14 protein-coding genes are annotated in these 16,124 nt (G+C 64.6%); 12 read left to right on the top strand and 2 right to left on the bottom strand.

Annotated features, from left to right (window positions below; genetic code table 11):
• Nucleotides 1-486: 486 nt before the first annotated feature.
• The 4 genes from DF200_RS07080 to DF200_RS07065 all read left to right on the top strand — a co-directional run bounded on the left by DF200_RS07080 (nucleotide 487) and on the right by DF200_RS07065 (nucleotide 5,565).
• On the top strand, nucleotides 487-1,503 hold the full coding sequence (locus tag DF200_RS07080; RefSeq protein WP_109137580.1) for a cystathionine beta-synthase: 1,017 nt from the start codon (nucleotides 487-489) through the stop codon (nucleotides 1,501-1,503).
• A 276-nt stretch (nucleotides 1,504-1,779) separates the two neighbouring features.
• Nucleotides 1,780-2,949 carry a cystathionine gamma-synthase gene (locus DF200_RS07075; RefSeq protein WP_109137579.1) on the top strand — a complete coding sequence of 390 codons (1,170 nt, stop codon included), beginning with the start codon at nucleotides 1,780-1,782 and terminating at the stop codon, nucleotides 2,947-2,949.
• 58 nt (nucleotides 2,950-3,007) lie between these two features.
• A complete protein-coding gene (locus DF200_RS07070) occupies nucleotides 3,008-4,933 on the top strand; it encodes a RecQ family ATP-dependent DNA helicase (RefSeq protein ID WP_109137578.1) in 1,926 nt (641 codons plus the stop codon).
• Between the two features lie 149 nt (nucleotides 4,934-5,082).
• On the top strand, nucleotides 5,083-5,565 hold the full coding sequence (locus DF200_RS07065) for an S-ribosylhomocysteine lyase (protein WP_241520181.1): 483 nt from the start codon (nucleotides 5,083-5,085) through the stop codon (nucleotides 5,563-5,565).
• Nucleotides 5,566-5,683: 118 nt separating this feature from the next.
• Here the strand turns inward: DF200_RS07065 and DF200_RS07060 are convergent, their stop codons facing one another.
• A complete protein-coding gene (locus DF200_RS07060; RefSeq protein ID WP_109137577.1) occupies nucleotides 5,684-6,691 on the bottom strand; it encodes a LacI family DNA-binding transcriptional regulator in 1,008 nt (335 codons plus the stop codon).
• Between the two features lie 264 nt (nucleotides 6,692-6,955).
• Between DF200_RS07060 and DF200_RS07055 the strand changes: the two genes are divergently transcribed.
• From DF200_RS07055 to DF200_RS07045, 4 genes are all read left to right on the top strand, one after another.
• Nucleotides 6,956-7,969, top strand: a complete 1,014-nt coding sequence (locus tag DF200_RS07055; protein ID WP_109137593.1) for a zinc-binding dehydrogenase — start codon at nucleotides 6,956-6,958, stop codon at nucleotides 7,967-7,969.
• A 144-nt stretch (nucleotides 7,970-8,113) separates the two neighbouring features.
• The gene (locus DF200_RS07050) at nucleotides 8,114-8,887 is read left to right on the top strand and encodes an SDR family oxidoreductase (protein ID WP_109137576.1); all 774 of its coding nucleotides are present in this window, start codon (nucleotides 8,114-8,116) and stop codon (nucleotides 8,885-8,887) included.
• A gap of 274 nt (nucleotides 8,888-9,161) precedes the next feature.
• Nucleotides 9,162-9,527, top strand: a complete 366-nt coding sequence (locus DF200_RS11160) for a hypothetical protein (protein WP_241520180.1) — start codon at nucleotides 9,162-9,164, stop codon at nucleotides 9,525-9,527.
• Nucleotides 9,484-10,638 (top strand): MFS transporter, encoded by a 1,155-nt coding sequence (locus DF200_RS07045; RefSeq protein WP_241520179.1) that lies wholly within the window; start codon nucleotides 9,484-9,486, stop codon nucleotides 10,636-10,638. Before DF200_RS11160 ends, DF200_RS07045 begins: the two co-directional genes overlap by 44 nt.
• Nucleotides 10,639-10,793: 155 nt before the next feature.
• Here the strand turns inward: DF200_RS07045 and DF200_RS07040 are convergent, their stop codons facing one another.
• A complete protein-coding gene (locus tag DF200_RS07040) occupies nucleotides 10,794-11,801 on the bottom strand; it encodes a LacI family DNA-binding transcriptional regulator (RefSeq protein ID WP_109137575.1) in 1,008 nt (335 codons plus the stop codon).
• Nucleotides 11,802-12,050: 249 nt separating this feature from the next.
• Here DF200_RS07040 and DF200_RS07035 point away from each other — a divergent pair, with 249 nt between their 5' ends.
• The 4 genes from DF200_RS07035 (at nucleotide 12,051) to DF200_RS07025 (ending at nucleotide 16,087) form a co-directional block, all read left to right on the top strand.
• Nucleotides 12,051-13,064, top strand: coding sequence for a zinc-binding dehydrogenase (locus DF200_RS07035; protein ID WP_109137574.1), 1,014 nt, complete (start codon nucleotides 12,051-12,053; stop codon nucleotides 13,062-13,064).
• A gap of 190 nt (nucleotides 13,065-13,254) precedes the next feature.
• Complete coding sequence (locus DF200_RS11155) at nucleotides 13,255-13,620, top strand: hypothetical protein (protein ID WP_241520180.1); 366 nt, start codon at nucleotides 13,255-13,257, stop codon at nucleotides 13,618-13,620.
• Complete coding sequence (locus DF200_RS07030) at nucleotides 13,577-14,731, top strand: MFS transporter (protein ID WP_241520179.1); 1,155 nt, start codon at nucleotides 13,577-13,579, stop codon at nucleotides 14,729-14,731. The genes DF200_RS11155 and DF200_RS07030 overlap by 44 nt, the downstream gene beginning before the upstream one ends.
• 108 nt (nucleotides 14,732-14,839) lie before the next feature.
• The gene (locus tag DF200_RS07025) at nucleotides 14,840-16,087 is read left to right on the top strand and encodes an enolase C-terminal domain-like protein (protein ID WP_109137573.1); all 1,248 of its coding nucleotides are present in this window, start codon (nucleotides 14,840-14,842) and stop codon (nucleotides 16,085-16,087) included.
• The last annotated feature ends 37 nt before the right edge of the window (nucleotides 16,088-16,124 follow it).

Here is a 16,124-nt window from a genome sequence, read left to right as displayed (position 1 = left end):
CGTGTCGGCGGGAGTCGAGGCGCAATGCTTCGACACGCCGGTGCGAATGCGTGTGCTACTGTTTGAGCCATGACGTTCCTTTCATGTTGTTGTCGCTAGCCGCCGCCCCGCCGCATATGATGCGGTCGCACGTGATCGTGCAGGGCGCTGGTCAGTGACGCATAACTTGAAATAGGACGATTCTCTTGTTCGAATCCCGCATGATGTTCGTGGATTTCCCGCAATGGTCGCATGACAACGGGTTGCACGGATACGACGATCAGGGGATTCGATGATTTCCCAACCATTTCGAACCGGCCAACGATTTAATCTATAGCCAAACCGTTTACGTCGGCGCGAATCTCAACCAACCGGAAACCGGCATCCGGTATCGTCTCATTTCAGTACCGCACTGCACCGGCCGCCGAAGGGGCGACGGCAGGTCACCAGCAGAACCGCAAACGCAGTCAGTACGTGAACCAATCGTCATCCGAAGGGATATGAGACATGACCATCGCCAACTCCATCACCGAACTCGTCGGCAACACCCCGCTCGTCAGGCTCAGCCGCGTTACCGAAGGCATCGATGCCACCATCGCGGTGAAAGTGGAATACATGAACCCGGGCGGCTCGTCCAAGGACCGCATAGCCGCACGCATCATCGACGCGGCCGAGAAGTCCGGCCAGCTCAAGCCCGGCGGCACCATCGTGGAGCCGACCAGCGGCAACACCGGCGTCGGTCTCGCCCTGGTCGCCCAGCAGCGTGGCTACCACGCGATCTTCACCCTGCCCGATAAGGTCTCCGAAGACAAGCGCGCCGTATTGCGCGCCTACGGTGCCGAGGTCATCGTCACGCCTACGGACGCCGGCCCAGGCGACCCGCGCTCCTACTACGACGTCTCCGACCGTCTCGCCCGCGAGATCCCCGGCGCGTTCAAGCCCAACCAGTACGACAACCCCAACGGACCGCTGAGCCACTACTACACGACCGGCCCGGAGATCTGGGAGCAGACCGACCACACGGTGACGCACTACGTGGCCGGCATCGGCACCGGCGGCACCATCTCCGGCGCGGGCAAGTACCTCAAGGAGGTCTCCGACGGGGCCGTGACCGTGGTCGGCTCCGACCCCGAAGGCTCCATCTATTCGGCCGACGATCCGGCGGACGTGCACCAGTACAAGATCGAGGGCGTGGGCGAGGACTTCTTCCCCAAGGCCTACGACCCGAGCGTGGTCGACGACATCGTGAAGGTCAACGACGCCGAGGCGTTCGAGATGACGCGCCGTCTCGCCGCCGAAGAGGGCCTGCTCGTCGGCGGATCGTCCGGCATGGCCGTGGTCTCCGCACTTAAATACGCCCGTCAGCACCGGCTCGGCAAGGATGCGGTCGTCGTGGTGCTGCTGCCCGATTCGGGACGCAGCTACCTCGGCAAGATCTTCAACGACCAGTGGATGATCGACAACGGGTTCGAGGACGTCGTCAAACGCACCTCGCATCCCAGCGCCATCCCTGCCCAGGACTGACGGCTAAGGAGCCTCGTATGACCGTCGTATCGATTACGAGACGATGTCGCTGAGTGCCGTCGCGACTCCCCTCAGTCCGCTGCGCGGACAGCTCCCCTCAGGGAGGGGAGCCGAAAAGCGCACGCAGCAAGGGAGGAGGCATACGTCGCCCGGCCGTAGGCTTGGCCGAACGGCCTTGAGTGTGTCGCGGAATGCACATCATCCGACCGTTTCGGCACCATGAACCCCAATCCATAATCCAAACCACCACAACAGATAACAAAGGAAACATCCCCCATGACCATCGATTTCACCGCCACCCAGCTCGCCACCCGCGCCATCCACGCCGGCCAGGAGCCCGACCCCGTCACCGGCGCCGTCGTGCCGCCGCTCTACCTGACCTCCACCTACAAGCAGGACGGCGTCGGCAACCTGCGCAAGGGCTACGACTACACGCGTTCCGGCAACCCGACCCGCGACTCCTTCGACGCGCAGCTCGCCGCCATCGAGGGCGGCAGGTACGCGCTCGCCTTCTCCTCGGGCCTCGCCGCCATCGATGTGCTGCTGCGCTCCACGCTCAAGCCCGGCGACCGCATCCTGCTCGGCGACGACGTGTACGGCGGCACCTACCGCCTGCTGAGCAAGGTGTTCGTGCCATGGGGCATCGGCCTCGACGTGGTCGACGTTTCGAACATCGACGCCGTGAAGGAGGCCTTCGAGGACTCCGACTATGCGGTCATCTGGGTGGAGACCCCCTCCAACCCGATGCTGCGCGTCACCGACATCGAAGCCGTGAGCGCCCTCGCGCACGCGCACGGCGTCAGGGTGGTCGTCGACAACACGTTCGCCTCTCCCGTGCTCCAGCATCCGCTCGAACTCGGTGCCGACGATGTGGTCTACTCCACCACCAAGTACATCGGCGGCCACTCCGACGTGGTCGGCGGCGCCATCGTGACCAACGACGAGGCCACGCGCGACGCCGTCGCCTTCCTGCAGAACTCCGCCGGCGCCGTGCCCGCCCCGTTCGACTCCTGGCTCCAGACCCGAGGCCTCAAGACCCTTGAACTGCGCGTGAGGCGCCACAGCGCCAACGCGCTCGCCGTGGCCGAACACCTCGCCACCCTGCCCGAAGTGGAGCGGGTGCTGTATCCGGGCCTCGAATCGCATCCCGGCCACGACATCGCCGCTCGCCAGATGCACGGCGGCTTCGGCGGCGTCGTCTCCGTGCAGCTCGCCGCAGGACGCGAGGCCGCGCTGAAGTTCGCGGAATCCACCGAGATCTTTACCCTGGCCGAATCCCTCGGCGGCGTGGAATCGCTGATCGAGCACCCTGCCGCCATGACCCACGCCTCCGTGGCCGGCACCACGCTGCAGGTGCCCGACAACCTCATCCGTCTCTCCGTCGGCATCGAAAACGCCGACGACCTCATCGCCGACCTCGACCAGGCCCTCGAACGCACGAAGTAGCACGACGCAGGCCGCCGCACGTGTCGGATTCTCTCCGCCGGGCCATAGACTCGAAGTCATGGCAGACATGAACGATGCGCGTGCGGCGCTCAAGCACTATTTCGGCTACGACGGGTTCCGGCCCGGCCAGGAGCCGCTCATAGCGGCCATCCTGGCCGGGCGCGACGCGCTCGGCGTCATGCCCACCGGCGCCGGAAAATCCATCTGCTATCAGATCCCCTCCGTACTGCTCGGCGGCATCACCGTCGTCGTCTCGCCGCTGGTGTCGCTGATGGCCGACCAGGTCGCCGCCCTTGAGGACAACGGCATCCACGCCGTCTACGTCAACTCCACGCAAAGCCTCGACGAACAGTCCGCCGCGCTCGCCGAAGCCGCCTCCGGACGATGCGACGCCGTCTACGTGGCGCCCGAACGACTCGGCACCCAACAGTTCACGAACTTCGCCGCCCGGACCCGCATCGCACTGCTCGCCATCGACGAGGCCCACTGCGTCTCCCAATGGGGGCAGGACTTCCGCCCGGCATACCTCGGCATCGGCGACTTCATCGCCGCGCTCCCGTACCGTCCCGTCGTCGCCGCGTTCACCGCGACCGCCACCGAACGCGTACGCCACGACATCATCGACCTCGTGGGGCTCAGGAACCCCCAGGTCAGCGTCACCGGCTTCGACCGCCCCAACCTGTACTTCGACGTCATCAAGGCCGTGCCCAGCGTCAAACGCCAATGGATAGAACGATACGTGACCGCACGTCCCGACGAATCCGGCATCATCTACTGCGCCACACGCAAGGAGACCGAGGCGCTCGCCGACGATCTGCGCGATCGCGGCATCGCCGCCGCCTGCTACCACGCGGGCCTGCCGGCCGAGGAACGATCTCAGGCGCAACGCGACTTCGTCAACGACGAGGTGCATGTCGTCGTCGCCACCAACGCGTTCGGCATGGGCATCGACAAATCCAACGTGCGCTATGTAGTCCACCACAACATGCCCGACAGCATCGAAGCCTACTATCAGGAGGCCGGTCGTGCCGGACGGGATGGCGAACCCGCCCGATGCACGCTGCTGTGGAGCGACGGCGACATCAACACCCGGCGTCGTTTCATCGACAGGGAGAACGACAACGAGCGGCTCAGCGATGACGAGGCCGAAGTCATACGCAACCGCCGGCGCGTGCTGCTCGATGTCATGATCGGCTATTGCCGCACCACCGACTGCCTGCACCGATACATCACCTCGTATTTCGGCGAGACCGACGCCGGGCCCTGCTCCGGCTGCTCCAACTGCGATGGCGAATTCGAGACGATCGACGTGACGAGGATCGCCGTGGCCGTCAGCCGATGCCTGCACGACATCCGCGAACTGCTCGGAACGGACCGCGACGGCCGGCCCGGATGCCTCGGCGCCGGCAAGATCACGCAGATGCTGCGCGGCTCCGACGCCCAGGAGATGCACGACTGGCGGCACCTCGACTCCGCCGACTCCTACGGGGCGCTTGAGGACGTGCCGGCCGCCCGCATCCGCGACGTCATATCGCAGATGGCGTCGGACGGATACCTGCGGATACGCGACGGCAAATACCCGCTCGTCGACTATGGCGAACGGGCCGCCGAAACCGCTCGGACCGACTTCCACATGGTCATCAAGCAGGTGGAACGGCCGGTATCGGGCGGCGGGCCTGCGTCGGGCGGCGCATCGCGCGGAGCTCGGTCCGCCGCCCCCGCCGAACTCTCCGATGCCGACGCCGAACTGTTCGAACGGCTGCGCGGACTGCGCACCGAAATCGCGCGCGAGATCGGCAAGCCGCCGTACATCGTGTTCTCCGACAAATCATTGCGCGGCATGTGCGAGCTCAAGCCGACGGACGACGCCGGATTCCTTGCGGTCAACGGCGTCGGCCAGCACAAGCTCGAACTCTACGGCGAGCGGTTCCTCGCCGTGATCCGCGAGTTCGCGGGGGCCGGTTTCGGCGGCGACGGACGGTGATCCATGATGGGCCGCGCCGCCGATGGCCGGTGATAATCGACGTGTATGACCATGCGGTTGACGATTGACGATTTTGCGACGACAGTAGATAGCGGTCATATGCGTGCGATGCGCGCGTGACGTCGTTTTCGTCTTGCAAGGAGGACATCATGGCAGACAAGCCGGTCGTCGAAAGCTTCCAGCTCGATCACACGAAGGTCAAGGCGCCGTATGTGCGCTACATCGATACGGAGACCGGCCCCAACGGCGACGTGATCTCCAACTACGACCTGCGTCTGGTGCAGCCGAACGAGAACGCCATCCCGACCGGCGGCCTGCACACCATCGAGCACACCATCGCCGTGCTGCTGCGCGAACGCATCCCCGGCTACATCGACTGCTCGCCGTTCGGATGCCGTACCGGCTTCCATCTGCTGACGTGGGGCGAGCATTCCACCGAGGACGTTGCCCGCGCGCTCAAGGAGGCCCTGGAGTTCATCGCCTACAAGGCCACGTGGGACGATGTGCCCGCCACCACGATCGAAAGCTGCGGCAACTACCGCGACCACAGCCTGTTCACCGCCAAGGAGTGGGCGAAGGACATCCTCGCCAAGGGCATCAGCTCCGACCCGTTCGAGCGCAAGGTCGTCTGATCGCCGAAGGCCCTTCGGCCCGTTCGGTTCCGAGGCCCGGATTCCCGATTCATCGGGGTCCGGGCCTTTTTCCGTTGTTGGTCGGTTGCCGGTTGGTTGTTGCTCCGGCGCCGCGTGGTCATAGCGAGTGCCCGGGGACCCGTTTGGTGGGCACCACTATCTCGTTGCGGGCGGGCGGGTTCCCGTTGATGACGTCGAGCAGCGCCTGCGCCGCCTGCCGTCCGATGGCTTCGGGGTCCTGGAGGATGAGGTCGATGCCGTGCCCCACGTACTGGCCCCATTCCCAGTCGTCGAAGCTCAGCATCCCCAGGTCTTCGGGGAATCGTGTGCCCGTCGAGCGCGCCGCGGCGAGCACACGCAGCAGCAGCGGTCCCATCAGCGAGACGACGACGGTTCTGCGCGGGTCCTTCTTCAGCGTCCGCAGCGAGTCGGCGAGCCAGTCGTCCGAACGTCCGTTGAGATCCATGATGCTGAGGTCGATGCCGAGTGCGGCCGATTCGTCGATGATGGCCCGCATACGTGGCATCTGGGCCGAGGTGTCGACGGTGGTGCTGCGGATGACGACGATGCGTTCGTATCCGCGAAAGGCGAGCTCCTTGCACATGTTGCGGCTGGCGTCGGCGTTGTCGCTGGTCACGTGGATCGCCGACGACGGGGTGGAGGCGACGTATCGGTCCACGAACGCGAGCGGAGTGTTCGCGTTGACGATGGGGTAGTAGTCCTCGAAGTCGTTGCGGCTCGGCTGGATGATCAGCCCGTCGACGTTCTGCTCCAGCAGTTTCTCCACGCAGTCGCGTTCGGCGTCGGCGTCGTTGTCGGCGTTGAGCAGCATCACGCTGTATCCGCGTGGCTGCAGCGTCTTGTACATGCCGGTGAACAGCATCGACGCGAACACGTTGGAGATGTCGCCTACGACCACGCCGATGATGTGGGTGCTGCCCGACCTCATGTTCTTCGCGGCGGCGGACGGCCGGTAGCCGAGGTCCTTGATGACCCGGCCGATGCGTCGCTGCGTCGCGTCGCTCATCTTGCCGAGGTTGCCGTTGAGATACCGCGAGACGGTCGTGACGGATACGTCGGCCACTTGGGCGACTTCCTTGATGGTTATGGTCTTGTGGCGTCTCATGGTCGTATCCGTTCGGGGGGGGGGTATGCGGAAACTGCGTTCATTGCATATTCTACGGGTCGTTCTTTTTGTGCGCCGCACTTTTCATAACGTGTCTTATTGAATTATTTAGTGAAACGATAAATCAGTGATTTGATAGGTGCGACACGACTCAAATTTCAACGTATATTGACATTATAACGAGTTTAGGGGTAACGTTATCTCAACAAGGGAAACGATATACCTTGGGAAATGAAAACATCAGACATCAAGGAGGATGTTGAAGTGAAGTCGGTACTTATCAGCGGCAAGGGACTGATTGACCTGGCTGAGCGCCCCGAACCCGAGCACGAGGACGGCAAGGTCGTCGTCCGTCCCCAGTTCATCGGCATCTGCGGATCCGACCTGCATTATCTGGCCGACGGCCAGGTGGGCATGTCGGTCGTCCGCGAACCCATCGTCCCCGGCCATGAGATCAGCGCGGTGACGGACGAGGACGTCGAGGTCGACGGCAAGGTCATCCCCGCCGGCACCCCGGTCGCCATCCATCCCTCCACCTGGGGCGAGAAGCAGCCCGGCATCGAGGACAAGCCGGAGATCTGGCCCAACGGCCGCTACCTCGGATCCGCCCAGTACCTGCCGCACGAGCAGGGCGGCATGACCGAGAAGATGGCGGTCCGCCCCGACCAGCTCATCGTCCTGCCCGAAGGCGTCTCCCTCAAGGCCGCCGCCCTGGCCGAGCCGCTGGGCGTCGGACTGCACGCCATCAACCTCGCCGGCGGCGTGCGCGGCAAGAAGGTCCTCGTCTCCGGCGCCGGCCCCATCGGCCTGCTCGCCGCAGGCGCCGCCCTCACCGAAGGCGCCGCAAGCGTGGCCGTCTCCGACGTGCTCGACCATCCGCTCTCCGTGGCGAAGAAGCTCGGCGCGACCAAGGTCTACAACGTGGCCCAGGAGTCCCTGCCCGACAACGAGTACGACCTCATCCTCGAATGCTCCGGCGCGGCCCCGGCCATCAGCGCCTCGTTCAAGGCTGCCGCCCCCGGCGCCACCATCATCCAGGTCGGCATGATGGTCAACCGCGACGCCAGCCTCAACATCTCCGCCATCAACGGCAAGGAGATCACCTACATCGGCAGCTTCCGCTTCTTTCAGGAGATCCGCGACGCCGTCGAGGTGCTGGCCAGGAACCCCAACCTCGAAGAGGTCATCACGCAGGTCTTCCCCGTCGATGACTACCGCGAGGCGTTCGCCACCGCGGCCGACGCATCCAAGTCCGCCAAGGTGCTCATCGCCATGTGACCCCCATGGCCGGGGCGCACGCCACAGGCGGGCCCCGGCCCCTTCCTCCCGTCGCCGGCGTCCGGTCGTACGGGCGGCGGCGACCGTAATCCGCCACCAACCGCAATCAACGGAACCCCATCAACGGCATACAAAGGAGTAATCATGCCCAAGTTCGATCGCAACAGCTACAACCTCGAAGGCAAGGTCGCCCTCATCACCGGCGGCGCCCGCGGCCTCGGACGCAACTATTCCATCGCGCTCTCCATGTACGGCGCCGACATTTTCGTCGCCGCCGAGAACGAGGAGGGCTGGGACGAGATCCGCGAGATCGTCGAGGCCAACGGCCGCAAGATCGGCTTCATCAAGCAGGACATCACCAAGCCCGGCGCGGCCGACGCCATCGTAGACGCCGTCGTCGAGCAGTTCGGCCACCTCGACATCCTCGTCAACAACGCCGGCATCCAGATCCGCAACGATGTGCTCGACTTCAAGGACGAGGACTGGTACAAGGTCATCGACGTGAACCTCAACGGCCTGTACATGCTCTCGCACGCCGCCGCCAAGGTGATGGCCAAGCAGAAGCACGGCAAGATCATCAACATCGGCTCCATGCAGTCCTACCGCGCCGGCAAGCGCATCTTCCCGTACGCGGCCAGCAAGCACGGCGTGCTCGGCCTGACCCGCGCCTACGCCGATGCGCTCGCCCCGTACAACATCCAGGTCAACGGCCTTGCCCCCGGATACATCATCACCGACATGACCCGCTCCCTGCAGCAGGACCCGGTCCGCGGGCCGGAGATCCGCGAGCACATCCCCTCCGGCGAGTGGGGCGTGCCCGAGCAGCTCATGGGACCGATGGTGTTCCTCGCCAGCGAGGCGTCCGACTACGTCACCGGCGTGATGCTGCCGGTCGACGGCGGCTACCTGCTGCGCTAGTCCGGTCCGTCCGGCAAAACAAGACTCCTGCGTCGGGCACGGCACATGCCGCCCGACGTCGGGAACCGGGAGGAGACGGCGGTTTCGCCGTCCTCCCGCCTATCGACCGGGGCAATGACGCCCCGGCGAACCGGGCGCACGCTCGTTTCCATCTTCCTTTACCAGCGTGAGCCTGCCGTGGCGCGCCTTCTGCCAGAGGCGTTCGCCTCGGGGAACGGGAGAACGTCCTCCCGGCGAATAAGAAAGTATCGTTTGTTGAAAGGTGAAGATTATTATGTCTTCTGCTGTCTCCACGCCGACCAAGGGCGGCGATCCCTCGCTCGCGAAGCGTACGATGGGCGATCTGGTCAAGGCGGCCGTGTCCGGCTGGCTCGGCACCGCGCTCGAATTCATGGATTTCCAGCTCTACTCGCTGGCGGCTGCCCTTGTGTTCAAGGACATCTTCTTCGGTCATGGCTCTCAGGCCGTGGCGATCATGTCGGCCATGGCCGTGTACGGCGTGGGTTATATCGCCCGCCCGATCGGCGCATGGTACTTCGGCCGTCTTCGGCGACCGTATCGGCCGTACCCACGTGCTGTTCATCACCATCGCCATCATGGGTGTCGCCACCACGCTGATCGGTGCGCTGCCCACGTATGACCAGGTGGGTCTGCTCGCCCCGGCCCTGCTGGTGATCCTGCGACTGGTGCAGGGCTTCGGCGCGGGCGCCGAGATCGCCGGCTCGTCCGTGCTGCTGGCCGAATACGCGCCGACCAAGCAGCGCGGCATCATCGCCTCGCTCACCGCGCTGGGCACCAACTCCGGCACCCTGTTCGCGGGCGCGGTGTGGGCCGTCCTGCTGGCGTGGCTCGGCAACGACGCCGTGATCGCCTGGGGCTGGCGCATCCCGTTCCTCGGCTCCGTCATCGTGATGGGCGTGGCCGTGTTCATCCGAATCCACCTCAAGGAGACCCCGGTGTTCGAGGCCTCCGTGGACGAGATCATCGAGGAGTACGACAAGCCGCTGGACCGAGAGGCCGAGAAGGCCAAGAAGGAGGCCGCCGCCCAGGCCCGCAAGGAGGCCATCGCCAAGCTCGCCAAGACCAAGCGTTCGTGGAAGGCGTTCCTCGTGGCCTGCGCCCTGCGCTTCGGCCAGTCCGGCAACTCCGGCATGGTGCAGACCTACCTCATCACCTTCCTGACCGCCAACCTGCTCGTCTCCAAGTCCGTGGCGTCGAACATCGTGGTGTACTCCTCGCTCGTCGGCTTCCTCACCGTCCCGATCATCGGCTGGCTGGGCGACCTCTTCGGCCGCAAGCGCATGTACACCGTGGTCACGGTCATCGACTTCTTCCTCATCGTGCCGTGCTTCCTGATGATGCTGAACAACCGTGGCACCGACACGGTGATGGAGCAGACCTCCACCGGCATGGTGGCCCACTTCTCCAATCCGACGCTCATGTTCTTCATCGGCTACATCGTGCTGCACAACCTCTCCGTGCTGGCCCTCGCCTCGCTGGAGAACCTGACGATGGCGGAATGCTTCGGCTCCGCCCACCGCTACGAGCAGCTGGCCCTGTCGAAGGAGATCCCGAACCTCATCACCGCCGGCTTCGGCCCGCTGGTCGCCGCCGCCCTGGTCGCCGTGTTCAACTCGTGGGTCGCCCTCGCGGTGCTCATGTTCTTCTACACCGCGGTCACGTTCGGTGCCAGCATCGTGATGACCGAGGTCGCAGGCCGCGACCTGACCGTCCGCGAAGACGCAATGTGATGCACGCGATGTGATATAAGACCTACCCCTGAATCCCTTGATTGCACGGTGCCGACCCGTTCCTTCCCTTCCTGGGAACGGGCCGGCACCGGCGTATGCGCGGCCGGTGCGGTGCGGACGCCGGCAATCGCGGGTCGTCCGCGCCGGACGGCCCCCTATAGCGAGTGCCCGGCGATCCGCTTGGTCGGCACGCTGATCTCGGATCGCTCGGGGGAGCCGGTCTCGATGATCCGCAGGAGGGATTCGCCGGCGAGACGCCCGATCTCGTCGATGTCGCGCTGCAGCAGATCCACGCCATGGCCGATGAACCGGCCCCAGTTCCAGTCGTCGAAGCTGACCAGGCCCAGATCGTCGGGGAACGACAGCCCGGCGAGCATCAGCGCGTCGAGCGTGTGGAAGAGCATCGGTCCCATCAGCGGGAAGACCGCGGTCCGCAGGCCCGGCGTAAGGCCTCCGCGTATGGATTCCGCCAGCCAGGCGTCGTCGTGGCCGCGCATGTCCAGCGCCACGTGCTCCATGTGCAGGTCGGCTGCGCAGCCGGCCACGGTTCTGAGCCTCGGCATCTGCGACGACGTCGGTGCCGTGGACTCGCTGACGGTCAGGATGCGACCGTACCCGCGTTCATGCAGCTCCCGGCACATGGCCGCGGTGGACGTCGTGTTGTCGGAGGTCACGTGCGCCGCGTTGCGGGGCAGTGCGCGCACGATGCCGTCGACGATGACCAGCGGCGTCCCCGAGACGGTGATGGGGTAGAAGGCCTCGGGCTCGTCCTGCGTGGGCTGGATGATCAGACCGTCGACGTGCTGCCTCAGCAGCTTGCCGATGCATCGGCTCTCGTCGTCCGGGTCGTTGTCGGCGCTCAGCAGCATCAGGCTGTAGTTCCTAGGCTTGAGGACCTTCTGGAGTCCTCCGAACAGCAGTGGCGAGAAGACGTTCGAGATGTCGCCCACGATGACGCCGATGATCTTCGTGGAGTTCGACCGCATGCTCTGCGCGGCGGACGAGGGCTGGTAGTGCAGGTCCTCGATGACCTTCCCCACCTTGTCGCGGGTCTCCGGGCTCATGCGGGCCATCTGCCCGTTGAGGTAGTTCGACACGGTGGTGACGGAGACCCCGGCCACCCTTGCGACCTCCTTAATGGTGATGGTTCTGCGTTTTGCCATTGCCTCTCAATCCCATGACGTCTGCGATATATCGGAAACGAGGAAATTCTACCGTCGCCATCGGTCAAGTAGGTGTTCGACATGGGCGGCTGCTGGCGGACGGATATCCTCCGTACGTATTTTGGTGAAACGATAAATTGCTGCAACACGCCGAACAATCCCTTTATTTACAAGGGAAATACTCTGATTATAAATGATTAGTGTATCGTTACATCTAACAGCGCAACACATGCAATCAAGGAGGATGCTGTGAAGGTAGTCAAGATTCCCGGCAAAGGCCGGCTGGAGATCAGGGAGGTCCCCGAACCCGTTGCCGACGAGGCCCACGTCGTCGTTCGTCCGAAGTTCATCGGCATCTGCGGCTCAGACCTGCATTATCTTGCCGACGGTTCCTGTGGACTGTCGGTCATACGCGAACCGCTGACCCCCGGTCATGAGATCAGCGCCGTGCTCGATGAGGACACCGTCATCGACGGCAAGACCGTGCCGGCGGGAACCCCGGTCGCCATCCACCCCGCCACTTTCGGCGACAAGCTGCCCGGCATCGAGGACAAGCCGGAGATCTGGCCGAACGGCTCCTACTTCGGTTCCGCCCAGTACTTCCCGCACACCCACGGCGGCATGACCGAGAAGATGCTCGTCCGCCCCGACCAGCTGCGTGTGCTTCCCGAAGGCCTTTCCCTTGATATGGGCGCGCTTGCTGAGCCGCTCAGCGTCGGGCTGCACGCCATCCGCCTCGCAGGCGATGTGCGAGGCAAGAAGGTGCTCGTCTCCGGCGCCGGTCCAATCGGCCTGCTCGCCGCAGGCGCGCTCGTCTCCCTTGGCGCGGCTCGCGTGGATGTGTCCGATGTGCTCGACGCCCCGCTGGAAGTGGCGAAGAAGGTCGGAGCCCAGGGCGTGTTCAACGTCGCCAACGAGTCGCTTCCCGCCAACACCTACGATCTGGTGTTCGAATGCGCGGGCGCGGCCCCTGCCATCAGCGCCTCGTTCAAGGCGGCCGCCCCCGGCGCCACCATCGTGCAGGTCGGTATGCTGCTCGACCGTGACGTGCCGCTCAACCTCTCCGCCATCAACGGCAAGGAGATCACCTACATCGGCAGCTTCCGCTTCTACGACGAGATCAATCAGGCGCTGCGGATCCTCGCCGGCACCCCGGCCCTGAAGGAGGTCATCACCCAGGTGTTCCCCGTCGACAAGGTCGCCGATGCGTTCGCCGTGGCCCGTGACTCCTCGCGTTCCTCCAAGGTGCTCGTAGAGTTCTAGAATCGAATCCCGTCTGCATCATCGGGTTTCATATGTTCCGAATAATTAGGTAATACTCCGGCTCCTCGACGTGGAGAAGCCGGCGATCTCCCACTATTTCATTCATATGGTTTACGGCATCATACGAATAATGCCGCGAATGGTTTCCACTCTCATCGAATACTGAATCTGTTGAAAGGTGAAGATTATTATGTCTTCTGCTGTCTCCACGCCGACCAAGGGCGGCGATCCCTCGCTCGCGAAGCGTACGATGGGCGATCTGGTCAAGGCGGCCGTGTCCGGCTGGCTCGGCACCGCGCTCGAATTCATGGATTTCCAGCTCTACTCGCTGGCGGCTGCCCTTGTGTTCAAGGACATCTTCTTCGGTCATGGCTCTCAGGCCGTGGCGATCATGTCGGCCATGGCCGTGTACGGCGTGGGTTATATCGCCCGCCCGATCGGCGCATGGTACTTCGGCCGTCTTCGGCGACCGTATCGGCCGTACCCACGTGCTGTTCATCACCATCGCCATCATGGGTGTCGCCACCACGCTGATCGGTGCGCTGCCCACGTATGACCAGGTGGGTCTGCTCGCCCCGGCCCTGCTGGTGATCCTGCGACTGGTGCAGGGCTTCGGCGCGGGCGCCGAGATCGCCGGCTCGTCCGTGCTGCTGGCCGAATACGCGCCGACCAAGCAGCGCGGCATCATCGCCTCGCTCACCGCGCTGGGCACCAACTCCGGCACCCTGTTCGCGGGCGCGGTGTGGGCCGTCCTGCTGGCGTGGCTCGGCAACGACGCCGTGATCGCCTGGGGCTGGCGCATCCCGTTCCTCGGCTCCGTCATCGTGATGGGCGTGGCCGTGTTCATCCGAATCCACCTCAAGGAGACCCCGGTGTTCGAGGCCTCCGTGGACGAGATCATCGAGGAGTACGACAAGCCGCTGGACCGAGAGGCCGAGAAGGCCAAGAAGGAGGCCGCCGCCCAGGCCCGCAAGGAGGCCATCGCCAAGCTCGCCAAGACCAAGCGTTCGTGGAAGGCGTTCCTCGTGGCCTGCGCCCTGCGCTTCGGCCAGTCCGGCAACTCCGGCATGGTGCAGACCTACCTCATCACCTTCCTGACCGCCAACCTGCTCGTCTCCAAGTCCGTGGCGTCGAACATCGTGGTGTACTCCTCGCTCGTCGGCTTCCTCACCGTCCCGATCATCGGCTGGCTGGGCGACCTCTTCGGCCGCAAGCGCATGTACACCGTGGTCACGGTCATCGACTTCTTCCTCATCGTGCCGTGCTTCCTGATGATGCTGAACAACCGTGGCACCGACACGGTGATGGAGCAGACCTCCACCGGCATGGTGGCCCACTTCTCCAATCCGACGCTCATGTTCTTCATCGGCTACATCGTGCTGCACAACCTCTCCGTGCTGGCCCTCGCCTCGCTGGAGAACCTGACGATGGCGGAATGCTTCGGCTCCGCCCACCGCTACGAGCAGCTGGCCCTGTCGAAGGAGATCCCGAACCTCATCACCGCCGGCTTCGGCCCGCTGGTCGCCGCCGCCCTGGTCGCCGTGTTCAACTCGTGGGTCGCCCTCGCGGTGCTCATGTTCTTCTACACCGCGGTCACGTTCGGTGCCAGCATCGTGATGACCGAGGTCGCAGGCCGCGACCTGACCGTCCGCGAAGACGCAATGTAACGGCCACGACATGATCCAATCCCGATGCACCGGACGCCGACGGTTCGGCCGCCGGCCCGGTGCATACCGACCATTCCCAACTATTCCAACGATTCCAAGGAGAATCCCATGACAGTCACCATCGAAAAGGTGCGGGTCATCTGCACGGCGCCCGAGGGCATCAACCTCGTCGTCGTCCGCGTGGAGACCAACCAGCCCGGTCTCTACGGCCTCGGCTGCGCCACTTACGCATACCGCCATCTCGCGGTGAAGACCGTGGTGGAGGAGTACCTCGACCCGCTGCTGCGCGGCCGCGACGCGGAGAACATCGAGGAACTCTGGCAGCTCATGCATCAGAACGCCTACTGGCGCAACGGGCCGATCTCCAACAACGCCATCTCCGGCGTGGACATGGCCCTGTGGGACCTCAAGGGCAAGATGGCCGGAATGCCGGTCTACCAGCTGTTCGGCGGCAAGGTGCGCGAGGGCATCCCCGTCTACCGCCACGCCGACGGGCGAGACCTTGAGGAGCTCTGCGACAACATCCGGCAGTTCCAGGAGATGGGCATCACCACGATCCGCTGCCAGTGCGGCGGCTACGGCGGCGAGGACTACGGCAACACGCCGGCCACCGCCCCGGAGGGCGCACATCCCGGCGTCTACCTCGATTCCAGGAAGTACATCCACGACACGGTCGAACTGTTCGCCGGCATCCGCGAGAAGATTGGCTACGAGATGAACCTCGTGCACGACGTGCATGAGCGCATCGCCCCCGTGGAGGCCGTGCAGCTCGCCAAGGCGTTGGAGCCATACGAGCTGTTCTTCCTTGAGGACCCGGTCTCGATCGAGCAGACCGACTGGCTGCGCCGCCTGCGCCAGCAGACCAGCATCCCGATCGCCCAGGGCGAGCTGTTCAACAACCCGGCCGAATGGAAGACGCTGATCGCCGAGCATCTCATCGACTTCATCCGCGTGCACATCAGCCAGATCGGCGGCATCACCCCAGCGCGCAAGCTCCAGATCTTCGCCGAGCAGTTCGGCGTGCGCACCGCATGGCACGGTCCCGGCGACATGTCGCCGCTGGCCCACGCGGCCAACATCCACATCGACCTGGCCGCGCAGAACTTCGGCGTGCAGGAATGGTCCGGCATCGAACCGCCGAACTTCGTGATCCAGGAGCTCAAGGGGCCGCATGGCGCGCTGCTCGACGTGTTCCCCGGCCTGCCGGAGTACCGCGACGGCTACGTGTACGCCAACGACCGACCCGGTCTCGGCGTCGACCTCGACGAGGCCGAGGCCGCCAAGTATCCGTGCGAGAACACGGTGACCACGTGGACGCAGACCCGCCGCCGCGACGGCGCGCTCGTCACCCCGTGACCATCGACGTCATCGAATCCCATATATACCCGTATAT

The organism is Bifidobacterium catulorum, from assembly GCF_003129925.1.
GTDB lineage: Bacteria > Actinomycetota > Actinomycetes > Actinomycetales > Bifidobacteriaceae > Galliscardovia > Galliscardovia catulorum.
This window is presented reverse-complemented; position numbering and strand designations above follow the sequence as displayed.